The 15525-nt window shown below is 71.2% G+C and carries 15 protein-coding genes; 8 read left to right on the top strand and 7 right to left on the bottom strand.

From position 1 onward, the window contains the following. The first annotated feature begins 23 nt into the window (after positions 1-23). The 3 genes from pucL to ACFWW9_RS04610 all read left to right on the top strand — a co-directional run bounded on the left by pucL (position 24) and on the right by ACFWW9_RS04610 (position 2767). Positions 24-902: a factor-independent urate hydroxylase gene (gene pucL, locus ACFWW9_RS04620; protein WP_390371338.1), complete on the top strand. Its 879-nt coding sequence runs from the start codon at positions 24-26 to the stop codon at positions 900-902. A gap of 10 nt (positions 903-912) precedes the next feature. Beyond that, complete coding sequence (locus ACFWW9_RS04615) at positions 913-2349, top strand: hypothetical protein (RefSeq protein ID WP_390371335.1); 1437 nt, start codon at positions 913-915, stop codon at positions 2347-2349. Positions 2350-2461: 112 nt separating this feature from the next. Then, entirely contained in the window at positions 2462-2767 is a 306-nt protein-coding gene (locus ACFWW9_RS04610; protein WP_390371332.1) for an STAS domain-containing protein, read from the top strand. 12 nt (positions 2768-2779) lie between these two features. Here the strand turns inward: ACFWW9_RS04610 and ACFWW9_RS04605 are convergent, their stop codons facing one another. Continuing rightward, positions 2780-3970, bottom strand: coding sequence for a DUF6986 family protein (locus ACFWW9_RS04605; protein ID WP_390371330.1), 1191 nt, complete (start codon positions 3968-3970; stop codon positions 2780-2782). Between the two features lies 1 nt (position 3971). Next, a complete protein-coding gene (gene aceB / locus ACFWW9_RS04600) occupies positions 3972-5519 on the bottom strand; it encodes a malate synthase A (RefSeq protein ID WP_390371328.1) in 1548 nt (515 codons plus the stop codon). A 126-nt stretch (positions 5520-5645) separates the two neighbouring features. On the opposite strand from aceB, the gene ACFWW9_RS04595 reads away from it, so the two are divergent. Next, positions 5646-6401 carry an IclR family transcriptional regulator gene (locus ACFWW9_RS04595; RefSeq protein WP_390371325.1) on the top strand — a complete coding sequence of 252 codons (756 nt, stop codon included), beginning with the start codon at positions 5646-5648 and terminating at the stop codon, positions 6399-6401. On the opposite strand, the gene ACFWW9_RS04590 is transcribed toward ACFWW9_RS04595, so the two are convergent. Both ACFWW9_RS04590 and ACFWW9_RS04585 read right to left on the bottom strand, forming a co-directional pair. Next, the gene (locus ACFWW9_RS04590) at positions 6391-7008 is read right to left on the bottom strand and encodes a caspase family protein (RefSeq protein ID WP_390371323.1); all 618 of its coding nucleotides are present in this window, start codon (positions 7006-7008) and stop codon (positions 6391-6393) included. The genes ACFWW9_RS04595 and ACFWW9_RS04590 overlap by 11 nt on opposite strands. A gap of 1 nt (position 7009) precedes the next feature. Then, on the bottom strand, positions 7010-7303 hold the full coding sequence (locus tag ACFWW9_RS04585; RefSeq protein WP_390371320.1) for a hypothetical protein: 294 nt from the start codon (positions 7301-7303) through the stop codon (positions 7010-7012). A 175-nt stretch (positions 7304-7478) separates the two neighbouring features. On the opposite strand from ACFWW9_RS04585, the gene ACFWW9_RS04580 reads away from it, so the two are divergent. Continuing rightward, positions 7479-8636: a nucleotide disphospho-sugar-binding domain-containing protein gene (locus ACFWW9_RS04580; RefSeq protein ID WP_390371317.1), complete on the top strand. Its 1158-nt coding sequence runs from the start codon at positions 7479-7481 to the stop codon at positions 8634-8636. Beyond that, a complete protein-coding gene (gene rfbH, locus ACFWW9_RS04575; protein WP_390371315.1) occupies positions 8633-9952 on the top strand; it encodes a lipopolysaccharide biosynthesis protein RfbH in 1320 nt (439 codons plus the stop codon). Before ACFWW9_RS04580 ends, rfbH begins: the two co-directional genes overlap by 4 nt. Positions 9953-9970: 18 nt before the next feature. Here rfbH and ACFWW9_RS04570 read toward each other — a convergent pair whose 3' ends face one another. Then, the gene (locus ACFWW9_RS04570) at positions 9971-10471 is read right to left on the bottom strand and encodes an FBP domain-containing protein (protein ID WP_390371312.1); all 501 of its coding nucleotides are present in this window, start codon (positions 10469-10471) and stop codon (positions 9971-9973) included. A gap of 42 nt (positions 10472-10513) precedes the next feature. Continuing rightward, entirely contained in the window at positions 10514-11806 is a 1293-nt protein-coding gene (gene ftsY, locus ACFWW9_RS04565; protein ID WP_390371310.1) for a signal recognition particle-docking protein FtsY, read from the bottom strand. 107 nt (positions 11807-11913) lie between these two features. On the opposite strand from ftsY, the gene ACFWW9_RS04560 reads away from it, so the two are divergent. Both ACFWW9_RS04560 and ACFWW9_RS04555 read left to right on the top strand, forming a co-directional pair. Beyond that, the gene (locus ACFWW9_RS04560; RefSeq protein ID WP_390371307.1) at positions 11914-13062 is read left to right on the top strand and encodes an anhydro-N-acetylmuramic acid kinase; all 1149 of its coding nucleotides are present in this window, start codon (positions 11914-11916) and stop codon (positions 13060-13062) included. Further along, positions 13049-14590, top strand: a complete 1542-nt coding sequence (locus ACFWW9_RS04555; protein WP_390371305.1) for a sodium:solute symporter — start codon at positions 13049-13051, stop codon at positions 14588-14590. Before ACFWW9_RS04560 ends, ACFWW9_RS04555 begins: the two co-directional genes overlap by 14 nt. On the opposite strand, the gene ACFWW9_RS04550 is transcribed toward ACFWW9_RS04555, so the two are convergent. Continuing rightward, entirely contained in the window at positions 14576-15508 is a 933-nt protein-coding gene (locus ACFWW9_RS04550; protein WP_390371303.1) for a GNAT family N-acetyltransferase, read from the bottom strand. The two genes, ACFWW9_RS04555 and ACFWW9_RS04550, sit on opposite strands and share 15 nt — an antisense overlap. Between the last annotated feature and the right edge of the window lie 17 nt (positions 15509-15525).

The following is a 15525-nucleotide window of genomic DNA, read 5'->3' as shown; positions in this document are numbered from 1 at the left end:
CGACCAGCAGAAGGAGCTGACGAATGGCCATCATCCTGGGGCCGAACCAGTACGGGAAGGCGGAGAACCGCCTCGTCGCCGTGTCCCGCGACGGGTCCGTGCACACGATCAAGGACCTCACCGTCAGCACCTCGCTGCGCGGCGACCTCGCGGACACCCACCACACCGGCGACAACTCCAAGGTGCTCGCGACGGACACGCAGAAGAACACGATCTACGCGTTCGCCAAGCAGGCGCCGATCGGCGAGATCGAGGACTTCGCCCTGCGGCTCGGACGGCACTTCGTCGACACGCAGGAGGCCATCACCGGCGCGCGGATCCTGGTCGACGAGCACGGGTGGAACCGGATCGACGCCAACGACCACTCGTTCGTCCAGGGCAGCAACGAGAAGCGCACCACCGCCGTGACGATCGCCGGGGCGGACGCGTGGGTCGTGTCGGGGCTGAAGGACCTCGTGGTGCTGAAGTCGACCGGGTCGGAGTTCCACGGGTTCCCGAAGGACCCGTACACGACGTTGAAGGAGACGGACGACCGCATCCTCGCCACGTCCGTGACGGCCCGGTGGCGCTACCTGGGCACGGACGTCGACTGGGCGAAGAGCTCCGCCGAGATCCGCGAGGTGCTGCTGGCGACGTTCGCGACCAAGCACAGCCTCTCGTTGCAGCAGACGCTGTACGCGATGGGCGAGGCCGTGCTGCTGGCCCGGCCGGAGGTGGCCGAGGTGCGGATGTCGATGCCGAACAAGCACCACTTCCTGGTGGACCTCAGCGCGTTCGGGCTGGAGAACGACAACGAGGTGTTCTACGCGGCCGACCGGCCGTACGGGCTCATCGAGGGGACGGTGCTGCGCGACGACGTCGAGGGCGCCGGGCACGCGTGGGACACGCTGCCCGCGTTCTAGCATCGGGGCCGTGCAGCCCTTGATCGTCCGGCGCGTGCTCGGCGACGGACCGTTCGCCGAGATCGGTGATCCCCTGGCGCTGGTCGAGCACGGGGACCTGGTCGCCGTGGGCGGGCACGTGTCGTGGCTCCAGCGGATCGGGATGTCGGCCGCGGGACGGGGGTGGAAGCCCCACGCGATCGGCGTCTACGACCGCGCGGACCTCCGGTGCCGGTTCCTCGTGCGGTCGCGGTACCCGGTGCGCTCGATGGCCTTCCACCCCCGATCACCGCTGCTGGCCATCGGCACCGGCAGCTACGACGGCGGGATGTCCTTCCACGGCGAGCTGCTCCTGCTGAACCTCGACACCGGCGAGGTCGTGTCGGCGCTGGAGTCGGGGCCCGAGGTGCGGGTGGTCGTGTGGCGGGCGTGGCGGGACGGGCAGGTGCTCGACCTCGCCGTGTCCCCGTACAGCGACGAGGAGTTGGGGCGGGATTCCTACACCGTCGGGTTCGACGCGATGGTCGTCCGCGAGGACTGGACGGCCGTGCGGGACGGGGAGATCGGCCGCCGGGAACTGGACGGGCCGATGCGGGAGAGCGGCGCGTCGGCGAGCGCGGAGGAGGCCCGCGCGCGCGTCGTGGGCCTCTGCCCGGAGTGGGCGCCACGACGGGACGTGTGGGCGGTGGAGCACCTGCCGGACGGCCGGGTCCTGGCCGCTCTGGACGGCGCCCGCGTCGAGTGCTGGTCCGCGGCAGGCGAGCGGGAGTGGGCGGTGGTGGACGGGAGCGTCGGCCAGCAGTTGGACCTCGCGCCCGAGTCGGTGTGGTGCGTGGCGCGAGTGGGCTGGGGCGCGTCGGTCGGCCTCCACTCGCTCCGGGACGGGAAGCCGCTGGACCCGCCAGACCCCCGTGTCGTCGACCTGCTGACGGCCCGCGCCGAGCACCGGATCGCGGTCCGGCACGGCTCCGCGTGGTACTTCCGGCACTCCCCGGACCACGACGTCGACCACTTCGTCCTGTCGCTGCGGGACGTCCGGGTCGCCACGGCGACTCCGGACGGCCTGGTGCGGCTGTTCCCGCTGGACTGGACCGGTGAGCACCGCCGGACGCCGTGGTGCGGGCCCGCCGTCGAGGTGGCGGGCGCGCTCGTGCTCACGGGCGTCTCGATCGACGGACCGCCGCGCGCCACCCTGGTCCGCAGGCGGCTGCCGGGCGGTGAGGTCGACTGGCACACCCACCTCGACCACCAGGTGACCGCGGTCGAGGTGAGCGGGGCGGTCCTCTACGCCGCGCTGGACTCCGGGGCGCTGCTGGCGCTCGACGTCGGGACCGGCGAGGTGCTGCGGGAGCACGCGCTGGTCGTGAACGGCCACCCGACGGTGGGGCTGTCGCTGGCTTCCGCCGGGCCGGGGCGGCTGCTGGTCGGCACGGTGGACGGGCGGGTGCTGGAGCTGCACCAGCCCTGACCTGCGATGTTCACCCGATAGTGGCGCAAGTCACTCGTTCGGCGGAATATGGTCGCTCACAGAGCACCGCTGAGTGACTGCAAGATGACGAAAAGGCCGTACTCTCGCAAACATGAGTGATGTCAAACGGGGTCTCTCGCCGGTCACGATGTTCCTGGACGACGAAGCCGTGATCACCGTGTCGGGGGCGCTGGACGCCACGACGGCTCCGGACTTCAAGCGCATGGTCGCCGACTTCTTCGAGGTGGCCGACCGCCCGGACGTCGACGTGCTGACCCTGGACCTCTCCTCCGTGTCCGCCTGCGACCAGGCCGCGCGCGACCTCGTCCGCTACGCGCAGGCCATCTGCGCCGACCGCGCGCTCGCCCTGCGCGTCGTGCCCAGCGCCCCTGTGAGCCGGGCCCTCACGAAGCACTAGGAACCGCAACAACTAGGCACTCCGGCTCGCCAACGCCCGCAGGTCCTCGACCGTCAAACCCGTCTCCCGCAGCACCTCGGCCTCGTCGAGCGCGCCGCAGTCCAGCGCGCGCAGGAACGAGGACGACAGCGCTTGCGCGGTCGCGGGCTCGTCGAGCACCGTCCCACCGGCCCGGTCCACGTACGCCTTCAACCGGCGAGCGTCGGCCTCGACGCCCTCCAGGTAGAAGGCGTGCACGGCCGCGTACCGGGTGACGAGCTGCGCCGGGTGCAGGTCCCAGCCCTGGTAGAAGCCGTGCGCCAACGACCGCCGCACGAGCCCGTAGTGCGTCCGCCAGCCCTCCGCCACGGCGTCGCCGACCGGCAGCACGTTGGTCGACCCGTCGGACACCCTGACCCCGGCGTTGGCCGCCGCCACCTGCATCACGTTGCGCGCGAAGTCGCACGCCCCGTGCGCCAGGTGCTGGTGCGCGGCCCCGAGCCCGCAGCCCGCCGTGTAGTCGTACGTGCCGAAGTGCAGCCCCGACACACGCCCGCGACCGGCCGCCAGGAACCGCGGGATCGCCAGCCTGCCCTCGGGGTCCACGATCGACTGCGTGGTCTCGACCTGGATCTCGAACCGCAGCGGGATCCCGAACAGGTCGAGGACCTCGCCGAACACCTCCACCTGCTCGACCGACGTCACCTTGGGGAACGTGATCACGAAACCGGGCGGCGGATCGCCCAGCGCGGTCAGGAACACGTCCAACGTCCGGAGGCCGCGCTCGCGCAACGCCTTGGTGTCGAACGACTTCATCCGCAGCCCGACGTACGGCGGCAGCCCGCCGTCGTCGCGCCAGCCTGCCACGACCCGCGCGGTCCGCTCGGCGTCGGCGTCCTCCACGGCGTCGTCCGGAGCCCCGTAGCCGTCCTCGAAGTCGATCCGCAGGTCCTCCACGGGTTCGGCGGCGAGCTTGGCGCGCACCCGGTCGAGGACGCGCGGGGCCAGGGCCTCCGGCAGCAGGGCGGTCACCGCGTCGGGCTGGGAGTCCAGCGCGGCAAGCGCTTGCGCGCCCCAGGAGCGGACGACGTCCTCCGTCACCGCCGACGCGGGGACGTAGCAGGTGTGCACGGGCTGGCGGCCGTCCGGCAGCACCCGCTCCACATCGGACAGCCGCGCGGTGGCGGCCGCGACCGCCACCGCGTCGAGCGAGGTCCTCACCACGTCAGGGGATCTTGGCGTAGGCGGGGACGGTGAGGAAGTCCGCGAACTCCTCGGACAGGGCGACCTGCTCGAACAGCTCGGCCGCCACGTCCACGTGCTCGCCGGACAGCTCGGACTTGGTGCGCGCCAGCACTTCCCGCACCAGGTCCGCCGTCACGGGTGTGCCGTCGCTGAGCACAACCTCGTTGTGCACCCACTGCCACAGCTGGGACCGGCTGATCTCGGCGGTCGCCGCGTCCTCCATCAGGTTGTGGATGGCCGCCGCGCCGTTGCCGCTCAACCAGGACACGAGGTAGCGCAGGCCGACGTCCACGGCGGACTCGACGCCCGCCCTGGTCGCCTCGCCGCCGGTGGCCTTGAAGTCCAGGAGCTGCGCGGCCGTCACGGACACGTCGTCGCGCTGCCGGTCGAGCTGGTTGGACTTGCCGCCGAGCTGGGCGTCGAAGATCTCCCGGCACACCGGCACGAGGTCCGGGTGCGCGACCCACGAGCCGTCGAAGCCGTCGGTGGCCTCGCGGGTCTTGTCGTCGCGGACCTTCGCCAGCGCCCGCTCGGTGACCTCGGGGTCGCGCCGGTTCGGGATGAACGCGGCCATGCCGCCCATCGCGAACGCCCCGCGCTTGTGGCAGGTGCGCACCAGCAGTTCGGTGTAGGCGCGCATGAACGGCGCGGTCATGGTGATGCTGTTGCGGTCCGGCAGCACGAAGTCCGCGCCCGCGTCGCGGAAGTACTTGATGACGCTGAACAGGTAGTCCCAGCGGCCCGCGTTCAGGCCCGACGCGTGGTCGCGCAGCTCGTAGAGGATCTCCTCCATCTCGAACGCGGCCGGGATGGTCTCGATCAGCACGGTCGCGCGGACCGAGCCGTGCGGGACGCCGAGCTGCTTCTCGGCGGCGGTGAACACGTCGTTCCACAGCCGCGCCTCGAGGTGGCTCTCCATCTTCGGCAGGTAGTAGTACGGCTTGCCGAGCGAGGCGTTGTGGAAGAAGTGCAGGCCGAAGTCGACCAGCGCGCCCACGGCGGGGCGGCCGTCGATCTCCAGGTGCCGCTCGTCGAGGTGCCAGCCGCGCGGGCGGACCACGATCGCCGGGCGCTCCACGTCGTCCTTCAGCGCGTAGTGCTTGCCCTCGGGCGAGGTGAACTCGATGGTGCCGCGCGCGGCGTCGTAGAGGTTGACCTGGCCGGAGACCACGTTCTCCCAGTGCGGGGTGTTCGCGTCCTCCAGGTCGGCGAGCCACACCTTGGCGCCGGAGTTGAGGGCGTTGATCGCCATCTTCCGCTCGGTCGGCCCGGTGATCTCGACGCGCCGGTCGGTCAGCGCGGGCGGGGCGGCGGCGACGCTCCAGTCACCCGCGCGGACGTTCGCCGTCTCGGGCAGGAAGTCCAGCTTCCCGGTCGCGCGGCGTTCGGCGCGGCGCTTCAGCAGGTCGTCGCGGGTCGAGGCGAACGCCCGGTGCAAACCGGCCACGAAGTCGAGCGCCTCCGGGGTGAGCACCTCCTCGTCCCGTTCGACCTGGGAGCCGAGTACAGCGACACCGATGTCGGGCATGGAGGTCCTCACTCTTTCTTGGACACACAGCTTCTGGGGGTACTTTTCTACTTCGCGGACTATAGTTTTTGCATAGCGGAACTGCAACGACGACTAGACTCCACCCGGCCGACTACGGGAGTGATCATGGCGCGCGAGTCCTCAGGTGGAGTGCAGTCCCTCCAACGCGCCTTCGACCTGCTCGAACGACTGGCCGACGCGGGCGGCGAGGCGAGCCTGTCCGAGCTGGCCGCCACCACCGGGCTGCCGCTGCCGACCATCCACCGCCTCATCCGCACCCTTGTCACGCTGGGGTACGTGCGGCAGAACCGCAACCGTCGCTACACCCTCGGTTCGCGGCTGATCCGGCTCGGCGAGAGCGCGGGCCGCCAGTTCGGCACGTGGGCGCGGCCGTTCCTGACCGAACTGGTCGACGAGGTCGAGGAGACGGCGAACCTCGCGGTGCTCGACGGCGACGAGGTCGTGTACGTGGCGCAGGTGCCGTCGAAGCACTCGATGCGGATGTTCACCGAGGTCGGCCGACGGCTGCTGCCGCACGGGACGGGCGTCGGCAAGGCCATGCTGTCGCAGCTGCCGCGCGCCGAGGTCGTGGCGCTGCTGGAGCGCACCGGGCTGCCCGCGTACACGCCGAACACGATCACCGACCCGCAGGAGCTGCTGGACTCGCTGGCCCAGATCGCCGAGCAGGGCTACGCGCTGGACGAGAGCGAGCAGGAACTCGGCGTGCGCTGCATCGCCGTGCCGCTGGTGGGCGCTCCGACCCTGTCGGCCGTGTCGGTGTCCGGTCCGGAGGGCCGTCTCACCAAGGACGCCGTCGCGCGGATCCTGCCCGAGGTCTTGGCCATCGCGAAGCGGTTGACGGACCAGGCCGCTAGTTCCTGAGCGTCCAGGGCTTCGGCCTCCCGGCGCCCAGCAACCCCCGGTAGACCACGCTCAGCCGGTCCGCGGTGCCCTCGGCCCGCAGGACGTCGACCAGGCGGCGGGTCAGCAGCCCCGAAGCGCGGGCGGCCACCAGCGTGGGCACGCCGGGGATGTCGAGCTGCTCGGAGAGCACCGACCGCGGATCTCCCAGCGCCGCAAGGACTTCAGGGGCGAACGCGCAGTCCAGCACCAGCACCCGCTGGTGGGCCGGGGCGTCCAGCAGCACGTCCCGGACGTCCCGGAACGGCAGCGCGGTCCACCGCACCCGGTCGAGCCTGGTGTCCGGGGTGGCGAGGAACAGCCTGCCCCGCCCGTCCAGCAGCCCGTGGCCCGAGTAGTACGCGAACAGCAGTTCCTCGGCCTGCGAGGCGGCCAGCTCCAACTCGTCGCCGAACACCCGGACGGTCCGGTCCGCCAGCACCGAGCAGCGCAGGCCCCCGTCGACGAGGACCTCGGCCAACTCCGCCAGGTCGCTCCGCACCGCGGGCAGCTCGGCCAGGCCGGGGTCCGCCGCGCGGCTGGTGCCCATCAGCACCGCGCGCGACCGGACGCCGTCGGGTAATCGCACGTCACTCCCGACCGCGGGTCAGCTCGGCGGTCCCGCCGTCCGGCGCGGTGAGCAGCACGGTCACCTCGGCCTCCCGCCGGTCGAGCCACGCCGACACCGACTCGGCGAGCGGGGACGTGCCACCTGCTCCGAGCGAGACCAGGACGACGGTCGCGAGACCGCCCTTCTCCCCCGGCTGGGCGCCGGGCAGCTCGAAGGTCACCCGGTCGTGGAACTCGGGGGTGCCCGCGAGCCAATCCCGCAACGCCAGCAGGTCCCCGTGCGTGCCACCGGCCACCTGAAGTCGCGCCCGCACCGCAGCCCCCTTGATCAGCGAGAAACAGCAGGTTACTCCACCCCTAGGCAGGTTTCGAACCCACGTTAGGGGCCCGCCAGGGGTGTTCGCCCACTGACGGTGTCCCTATCGTTTTATCTCGAGTATCGCCATTCCGCCATATCGCGGTAACGACTGGAGAAGGCGGCGCATTCGCATGAAGGTATTGGTTACAAGCTGCCCCAACCAGGGGCATTTCTACCCGATGATCCCGCTGTTGTGGGCGCTTCGGAGCGCTGGTCACCACGTCGTCGTCGCGATGCCGAAGACCATGGCGGGCGTGACCGCGTCGGCGGGGGTGTCGGCGATCTCCCTCGGCGACGACGTGCCGCTGGCCGAGCTCGTGGCCGACCACGCCCGGCGGCCCCCGCAGGACGCCAGCGTCGAGTCGCTGGCCGAGCACGTCGCCGACTACTACGGCCCGCTGGCGGAGCGGCACGTCGGGAAGCTGTTCGAGATCGCCGAGCGCTGGCGGCCGGACGTCGTGATGCACACGTCGTGGGAGTACGCGGGCCCGATCGTGGCCGCCCGGCTCGGCATCCCGACGGTGAAGCACGGCTGGGGCCTGACGCTGCCGCCGGAGGTCGACGAGCTGGTGCACCAGCGGCTGGCGTACCTCTACCGCGACTGGGGCCTGCACGGCGCGCCGCCGCCGCCCGTGCGCTGGATCGACGTGTGCCCGCGCAGCATGCAGGTCGGCAAGCCGCCCGCCGAGTCGCTGCCGATGAGCTGGATCCCGTTCAACGGGTCCGCCGTGCTGCCGGACTGGCTGCTGGACAAGCCGCTGGGCAAGCGCGTGGCCGTGACCTTGGGGAACGTGCCGATCCGGGGCAAGCACTCGGAGGTGCTGCACACGACGCTGGAGGCGATGCGGGACATCGACGCCGAGGTCGTGGTGGCCGCGGGCTGGGGCCTGGACCACGACGGCGACCTGCCCGCGAACGTTCGCGTGGTGCGCGGGATGCCGCTGCACGACCTGCTGCCGACGTGCGACCTGGTGATCAACCACGGTGGCGCGGGCAGCCTCCTCGCCACGATCGCGCACGGCCTGCCGCAGGTGGTGCTGCCGCAGATGTGCGTGCACTTCCAGCACGGCGACCGGCTCGCGGCCATCGGCGGCGCGGTGTCGCTGCACCCGGCCGAGCAGACCGTGGAGAACATCCGCGAGGCCGTCTGCGGGCTGCTCACCCACTCCGGCGCGCGGCTCGTCGCGGCCCGGCTCCAGCAGGAGAACGACGACCAGCTGTCCCCCGCGTCCGTGGTGAAGCACCTCGAGACCGTGGTGTCCCCGCGCACCGAATGGGCTGCCGCATGAGCCTCGAGGAAGAAATCCTGGAAACCGTCCGGAAATACCACCGGGAGAAAGCGGAGACCGCGGAATTCATTCCCGGTGAAACGCCGATCCTCACCGGAGGGGCGGTGTTCGACGAGGACGACCGGGTGGCCGTCGTCGAGGCCGCGTTGAACATGCGGATCGTTTCCGGGAAGTCGACGCGGGAATTCGAGACGGCGTTGGCGCGGACGTTCGGCCTGCGCAAGGCGTACATGGTCAACTCGGGCTCGTCGGCGAACCTGGTCGCGGTGACCGCGCTGACGTCCCGCAGCCTCGGCGAGCGCAGGCTCCAGCGCGGCGACGAGGTCGTGACCGTCGCGGCGGGCTTCCCGACCACGGTGAACCCGATCATCCAGAACGGTCTCGTGCCCGTCTTCGTCGACGTGCAGCTGGGGACCTACAACGCCACCGCCGAGGCCATCGCGTCCGCGGTCGGCCCGAAGACCAAGGCGATCGTGCTCGCCCACACGCTGGGCAACCCGTACGAGGTCGAGGAGATCGCCCAGATCGCCCGTGACAACAACCTGTGGCTCGTCGAGGACAACTGCGACGCCTTGGGTTCCACCTACCGCGGCAAGCTGACCGGCACGTTCGGCGACCTGGCGACCGTGAGCTTCTACCCCGCGCACCACATCACCACGGGTGAGGGCGGCTGCGTCGCGACCGGCAACCTGAAGCTGGGCAAGATCGTCGAGTCGGTCCGCGACTGGGGCCGCGACTGCTGGTGCGAGCCCGCGCACGACAACACGTGCCACAAGCGCTTCGGCTGGCAGCTGGGGACGCTGCCGCAGGGCTACGACCACAAGTACACGTACACGCACATCGGCTACAACCTGAAGTCCACCGACCAGCAGGCCGCGCTGGGCGTGACCCAGCTGGCGAAGCTGGAGACGTTCTCCGCGGCCCGCAGGCGGAACTGGCAGCGGCTGCGCGACGGGCTGGCCGACGTGCCGGGCCTGGTCCTGCCGGAGGCCACGAAGGACAGCGACCCGAGCTGGTTCGGGTTCCTGCTGACGCTGGGCCGCGAGCTGCCGTTCCGGCGGGCCGAGCTGGTGTCGTTCCTGGAGGGCCGCAAGATCGCCACGCGGCTGCTGTTCGGCGGCAACCTGACCCGCCAGCCCGCCTACCAGGGCGCGGAGTACCGCGTGGTGGGCGACCTGACGAACAGCGACGTCATCACCGAGCGCACGTTCTGGCTGGGCGTCCACCCGAAGCTGACCGACGAGATGATCGACTACATGACGTCGTCGATCCGCGAGTTCGTCCGCTCGAAGGTGGGGTCGCTGGCCGCTGTGTGATCCGTGGGACGAGGTCCTCTACGCGTTGTCGGTGAGGACCTCGTCCACGAACCGGTTCAGGTTCGACACGGTGCGCTCGATCCGCTCGTCCACGCTCAGCGCCTCGGTCGGCTTCGGGCCGGACGCGCTGCGCCTGCCGCGGGTGTACTGGCAGCAGGCCAGGTCCGCGCAGATGTACGTGCCGACGGTGTTGCCGAGCTTGCCCGCCGCCCCGACCCGGCGGGCCGAGAACAGCGACACGTCGGCCTGGCCGTGGACCGTGCAGCAGAACGCGCACATCGACTGCTTGACCCGGCCCTTGGGCTGGGTCGCGGACGACAGCGCGAGGCCCACGAGCCCGTCCTCGCGCGGCAGCACGACGTAGGCGTTGTTCACCGCCTTGGGGTCGCGCCAGCCCAAGAAGTCCAGGTCCGACCACGCGATGTCGGCCAGCTTCCCCGGCAGCGTCAGGCGCTTCGCCTCGCCCTTCGAGCAGTTGACGAACGAGTTCCTGATGGCACTTTCGGCTAGCGCGTCCACGGGCCGATCATCCGTTCCGGTCTCGGTGCGGGGCAACCGGATTTAGCCGAGCAGGGCGTCCACGAAGGCGCCCGGCTCGAACGGGGCCAGGTCGTCGGCCCCCTCGCCGAGGCCCACGAGCTTGACCGGGACGCCGAGTTCGCGCTGCACCTGGAAGACGATGCCGCCCTTGGCGGTGCCGTCGAGCTTGGTGAGGACGATGCCGGTGATGGCGACGACCTCGGCGAACACGCGGGCCTGGGTGAGGCCGTTCTGCCCGGTGGTGGCGTCGAGGACCAGCAGCACCTCGTCCACTTCGGACTGCTTCTCCACGACCCGCTTGACCTTGCCCAGCTCGTCCATGAGGCCGGTCTTGGTGTGCAGGCGGCCCGCCGTGTCGATGAGGACGGTGTCCACGCCGAGGTCGATGCCGCGCTTCACGGCCTCGAACGCCACCGAGGCCGGGTCGCCGTTCTCCGGGCCGCGCACGGTGTCCGCGCCGACCCGTGAACCCCAGGTCTGGAGCTGGTCGGCGGCGGCGGCGCGGAACGTGTCCGCCGCGCCCAGCAGCACCGTGCGGCCGTCGGCGACGAGCACGCGGGCCAGCTTGCCGGTGGTGGTGGTCTTGCCGACGCCGTTGACGCCGACGACCAGCGCGACGGCGGGCTTGCCGTCGGCGTGGGGCAGGGCGCGCACGGAGCGGTCCAGGTCGGGGTGCAGCTTCTCGATCAGCACCTCGCGCAGCAGCGCGCGGGCCTGGTCGGGGGTGCGCACGCCGCGCGAGACGATCTCCGCGCGGAGGGTCTCGACGATCTCCATCGTGGTGGCCGCGCCGAGGTCGGCGAGCAGCAGCGTGTCCTCGACGTCGGTCCAGGAGTCCTCGTCCAGGTCGCCCGCGCCGAGCAGGCCCAGCAGGCCGGTGCCGAGCGTGGAGCGGGACCGGGAGAGCCTGCCGCGCAGGCGTTCCAGCCTGCCCGAGGTGGGCTCGATCTCGTCGAGCGCGGGCTCGTCCTCGACGTGCTCGGGTTCGGGTTCGGCCTTGGGTTCGACCACGACCTCGTCGGGGATGGCCACGTCCACGAGCGGCCGCTTGACCGAGTCGCGCGGCACGGACGCGTCGTCGCCGACACCGGGTTGGCCGTCGACCTCCGTCCGGTCGGCGACGGGGTGCTCGGCGGGCGCGAACGCGATGCCGCCCCCCGCCTTGTACCCGGTGGCCTTCGGGGTCTCCTCCCGGTCGGTCAGGCTGATCCGCCTGCGGCGGGCCAGGACCACACCGACGACGAGGGCCACCGCGAGCACGGCCACTACGGCTACAACGATCCAGATCACGGTCTCGGTCGACACGGGCGCCATCCTCGCACGGTGCCCCGTGTGGCCAGTCGACAAACCACTCCCGCAGTCGGCGAATCACCCACGAACAGACCTTGCGGTCCCGAGCCGTGTGCAATAGACCACACAACGTGAAGGTCATCGGGGTGATCTCGGGTACGTCGATGGACGCCGTCGACGTGGCTCTCGCCGATCTCCGCCTCGACGGCGACGCGGTCGTGCTCACCCCGCTGGGGCACGCGGAGCACCCGTTCCCCGACGGCCTGCGGTTCACCTCGGCCGCGGAGCTGTGCCGCGCGGACACCCGGCTCGGGCAGGCGTTCGCCGCCGCCGCGCTCGCGATGGGCGAGGCAGACCTGGTCGCCTCGCTGGGCCAGACCGCGCACCACTGGGTCGAGGACGGCCGTTGCCTCGGCACCCTGCAACTCGGGCAGCCCGCGTGGATCGCGGAGGCGACCGGGCTGCCGGTCGTGGCCGACCTGCGGGTCCGCGACGTCGCCGCGGGCGGGCACGGGGCTCCGCTGGCGAGCACCCTGGACGCCCTGTGGCTGGCGGACCTGGCCGCGTCCACCGGCCGCCCGGCCGTGGCGCTGAACATCGGCGGGATCGCGAACGTCACCGTCGTCGCGCCGGGGTCGCCGCCGGTCGCCTACGACACCGGGCCGGGCAACGCGCTGCTGGACGCGGCCGTGCTGGAACTGTCGCACGGCAGGCGCGCCCACGACGTGGACGGTGAACTGGCCCTGCGCGGGACCGTGCTCCCGGCCCTGCTGGACGCGCTGCTGGCCGACCCGTACTACGCGCTGCCCGCGCCGAAGTCGACCGGCAAGGAGCTGTTCGACCTCGCCTACCTGCACCGGACGACCACGGGGACCGTGCGCGGCGAGGACCTCGTGGCCACGCTGGTCGAGCTGACCGCGCGCACGATCGCCGCCGCGTGCCGGGGCGCGGGGACCGTCGTCGGGTCCGGCGGCGGGATGCGGAACCCCGCACTCGTGGCCGCGCTGACCCGTGAACTGGACGGCGTGGACCTCGTCACGAGCGACTCCCTCGGCCTCCCGTCGGACGCGAAGGAGGCCTACCTGAGCGCCCTGCTCGGCTTCCTGACGTGGCACGGCGTCCCGGCCAACGCGCCGAGCGCCACGGGCGCGTCCGGCCCCCGTCTGCTCGGCGCGATCACGCCCGGCCGTGATCCACTTCGGCTGCCGGAACCGGCGGGCACGCCGGTGACCCGACTGAGGATCGCCAACCCTCCAGGAGGACCCTGTGCGCGCCCTTGACCTGGCCATCATCGCGATCTTCCTGGTGGGCATGCCCCTGCTCGGGGTGTGGATCGGCGGGCGGCAGAAGTCGTCCACGGACTACTTCGTCAGCGAGCGGCGCATCTCGTGGTGGGTGGTGTGCGTGTCCGTCGTGTCGGCGGAGACGTCCACGCTGACCGTGCTGAGCGTGCCGACGGTGGCGTACCTGGCCACGCCCGAAGCGGGCGGGATGACGTTCCTGTCGCTGTCGATCGGCTACCTGCTCGGCCGGATCGTGGTGTCGTTCGTGCTGCTGCCCCGCTACATCGCGGGCGACCTCGTGACGGCGTACGGGTTCCTCGGCAAGCGGTTCGGCAAGGGCCTCCAGAGCACCGCGTCGGTGACGTTCCTGCTGACCAGGCTGCTCGCGGACGGGCTGCGGCTGTTCGCCACGGCGATCCCGGTGAAGGTCGTGCTCACCAGCTACGGCGTGGACGCCTCGTACTGGACGATCGTCGTGGTGCTGGGCATCGCGATGGTGTTCTACAGCTTCTTCGGCGGCGTGCGCGCGGTCGTGTGGGTCGACGCGATCCAGATGCTCTGGTACGTCCTCGGCGCGGTCGCGGTGATCGTGGTGCTGTCCGGCAAGCTGCCCGACGGCTGGTTCGGCCGGGCCGTCGACGCCGACAAGTTCCAGCTCCTCGACGTGTCCTCCAGCCCGTTGACCAGCCCTTACGCGATCCTCACGGCGCTGGTCGGCGGCGCGGTGCTGTCGATGGCGTCGCACGGCGCGGACCAGCTGATCGTGCAGCGGCTGATGGCGACCAAGGACGTGCGGGCGTCGCAGAAGGCGCTGATCGCCAGCGGCGTCGTGGTGTTCGTGCAGTTCGCGCTGTTCCTGTTCATCGGCGTGATGCTGTGGGCGTTCTACAACGCGGCGAAGCCGGTGCAGGACCTCGGGCTCAACAACAACGACGAGCTGTTCGCCAGCTTCATCGTCAACGACATGCCGACGGGCCTGTCCGGGTTCGTGATCGCGGGCATCCTGGCCGCGGCGCTGAGCTCGTCGCTGGGGGCGTTGGCGTCGTCGACGGTGACGGACGTCTACCAGAACGTGGTGCGGCGCGAGCTGACCGACGCCGAGGTGTTCAAGCACGGTCGCGTGTGGACCGTGGTGTGGGCCGGGCTGCTGATCGTCTGCGCCGGCCTGTTCGCGACCCTCACCAAGCGCGGCAACCCCATCGTGGAACAAGGTCTGTCCATCGCGGGCTTCACCTACGGGGCGCTGCTGGGGGCGTTCTTCCTGGGCCTGGTGTTCAAGGCGGCCAGGCAGGCCGACGCGGTCGCCGCGTTCGTCACGACCGTCGTGGTCATGGCGTTCGTCATCCTCGGGGTCAAGTTCGTCGGGCCCGACCTCTCGCTGGAGATCGACTTCGCCGCGGCGAGCGCCACGGCGAAGGTCCTGGCCTACCCCTGGTACACCCCGCTCGGGGTGCTGGTCACGCTGGTGGTGGGCGGGCTGCTCTCGTTGCGGCACAAGGCACCGGCGGACTCACGCGGCCTTTGACCGGTAGGCGACCAGCTCGACGTGCAACCGGAAGCCGAGCCTGCCGAACATGTGCTCCGACGACTCGTTGCCCGCCAGGATCGACGCCGCCACCTGAGGTCGGGCGCCGTGCAGGGCCGCGAGCTTCCAGACCAGCTCGGTGACCAGCGCGGCCCCGACGCCGTGGCCGCGCAGGTCGGGTTCGACCGCGACGAAGTCGACGTAGTGCTCCTCGGCCTGGGCCTTGCCGGCGGCGTAGCCGAGCACCCGGTCGCCGTCCATCGCCACGACGACGGTCCGCTCGGTGGAGCCGTCCACGAGCGACGCGCCGGACAGGTAGGTGCGCGGGAAGCACCGCTCGTGCAGCACGGCCACCGCCTCGTGCACGGCGGCGTCGGTCGGCAGCACCCGCATCTCCCGCGCCGGGCCGGTGCGCGGACACCCCGCTTCGCGCAGCAGGAGGGACCGGAGCCCGTCGCCGCCGAGCACGAAGATGCTCGACGGCTTGCCTTTCGAGAACCCGTGCCTCGTGGCGAACGCCTCGAGTCGACGGTGGTCGGTGTGCCCGTACAGCTCGCGATCGGCGATCTCGCCGATCAACGGCTTCGCGGTCTGGTAAAGGTCGTCGGCGGTTTGATCCCAGATCCGACTGCCCGCGGGGTGGTTGACCGGCACGTCCACGAACGGCCCGTGCAACCAGGCCCGACCGAGCTCGACGTCGACCTCGACGCTGAGCACGCCGCACACGCGGCCGTTGTCGTCGGTGGCCACGACCGTGCAGGACGGCCAGTCGGGTTCGAACTCGGCCAGCTCCTCGGTCAGTTCGCCGAGGGTTTCACCGAGGTAGCCGATGTGGTGGGCGCTGTCGGCCTGGAGGCGGACGAGCAGCGCGAGAACAGCGCCGAGGTCGCCGGGAACGGCGAAACGAGTGTCGTACATGTCTGGAATGGTCACCC

The organism is Umezawaea sp. NPDC059074 (assembly GCF_042738955.1).
Lineage (GTDB): Bacteria > Actinomycetota > Actinomycetes > Mycobacteriales > Pseudonocardiaceae > Umezawaea.
This window is presented reverse-complemented; position numbering and strand designations above follow the sequence as displayed.

Bases quoted from the DNA above. Each gene is read 5' to 3' on its own strand.
- pucL (WP_390371338.1), top strand. From the start codon at position 24: ATGGCCATCATCCTGGGGCCGAACCAGTACGGGAAGGCGGAGAACCGC.
- ACFWW9_RS04610 (WP_390371332.1), top strand. From the start codon at position 2,462: ATGAGTGATGTCAAACGGGGTCTCTCGCCGGTCACGATGTTCCTGGAC.
- aceB (WP_390371328.1), bottom strand. From the start codon at position 5,519: ATGCCCGACATCGGTGTCGCTGTACTCGGCTCCCAGGTCGAACGGGAC.
- ACFWW9_RS04595 (WP_390371325.1), top strand. From the start codon at position 5,646: ATGGCGCGCGAGTCCTCAGGTGGAGTGCAGTCCCTCCAACGCGCCTTC.
- ACFWW9_RS04580 (WP_390371317.1), top strand. From the start codon at position 7,479: ATGAAGGTATTGGTTACAAGCTGCCCCAACCAGGGGCATTTCTACCCG.
- rfbH (WP_390371315.1), top strand. From the start codon at position 8,633: ATGAGCCTCGAGGAAGAAATCCTGGAAACCGTCCGGAAATACCACCGG.
- ftsY (WP_390371310.1), bottom strand. From the start codon at position 11,806: ATGGCGCCCGTGTCGACCGAGACCGTGATCTGGATCGTTGTAGCCGTA.
- ACFWW9_RS04550 (WP_390371303.1), bottom strand. From the start codon at position 15,508: ATGTACGACACTCGTTTCGCCGTTCCCGGCGACCTCGGCGCTGTTCTC.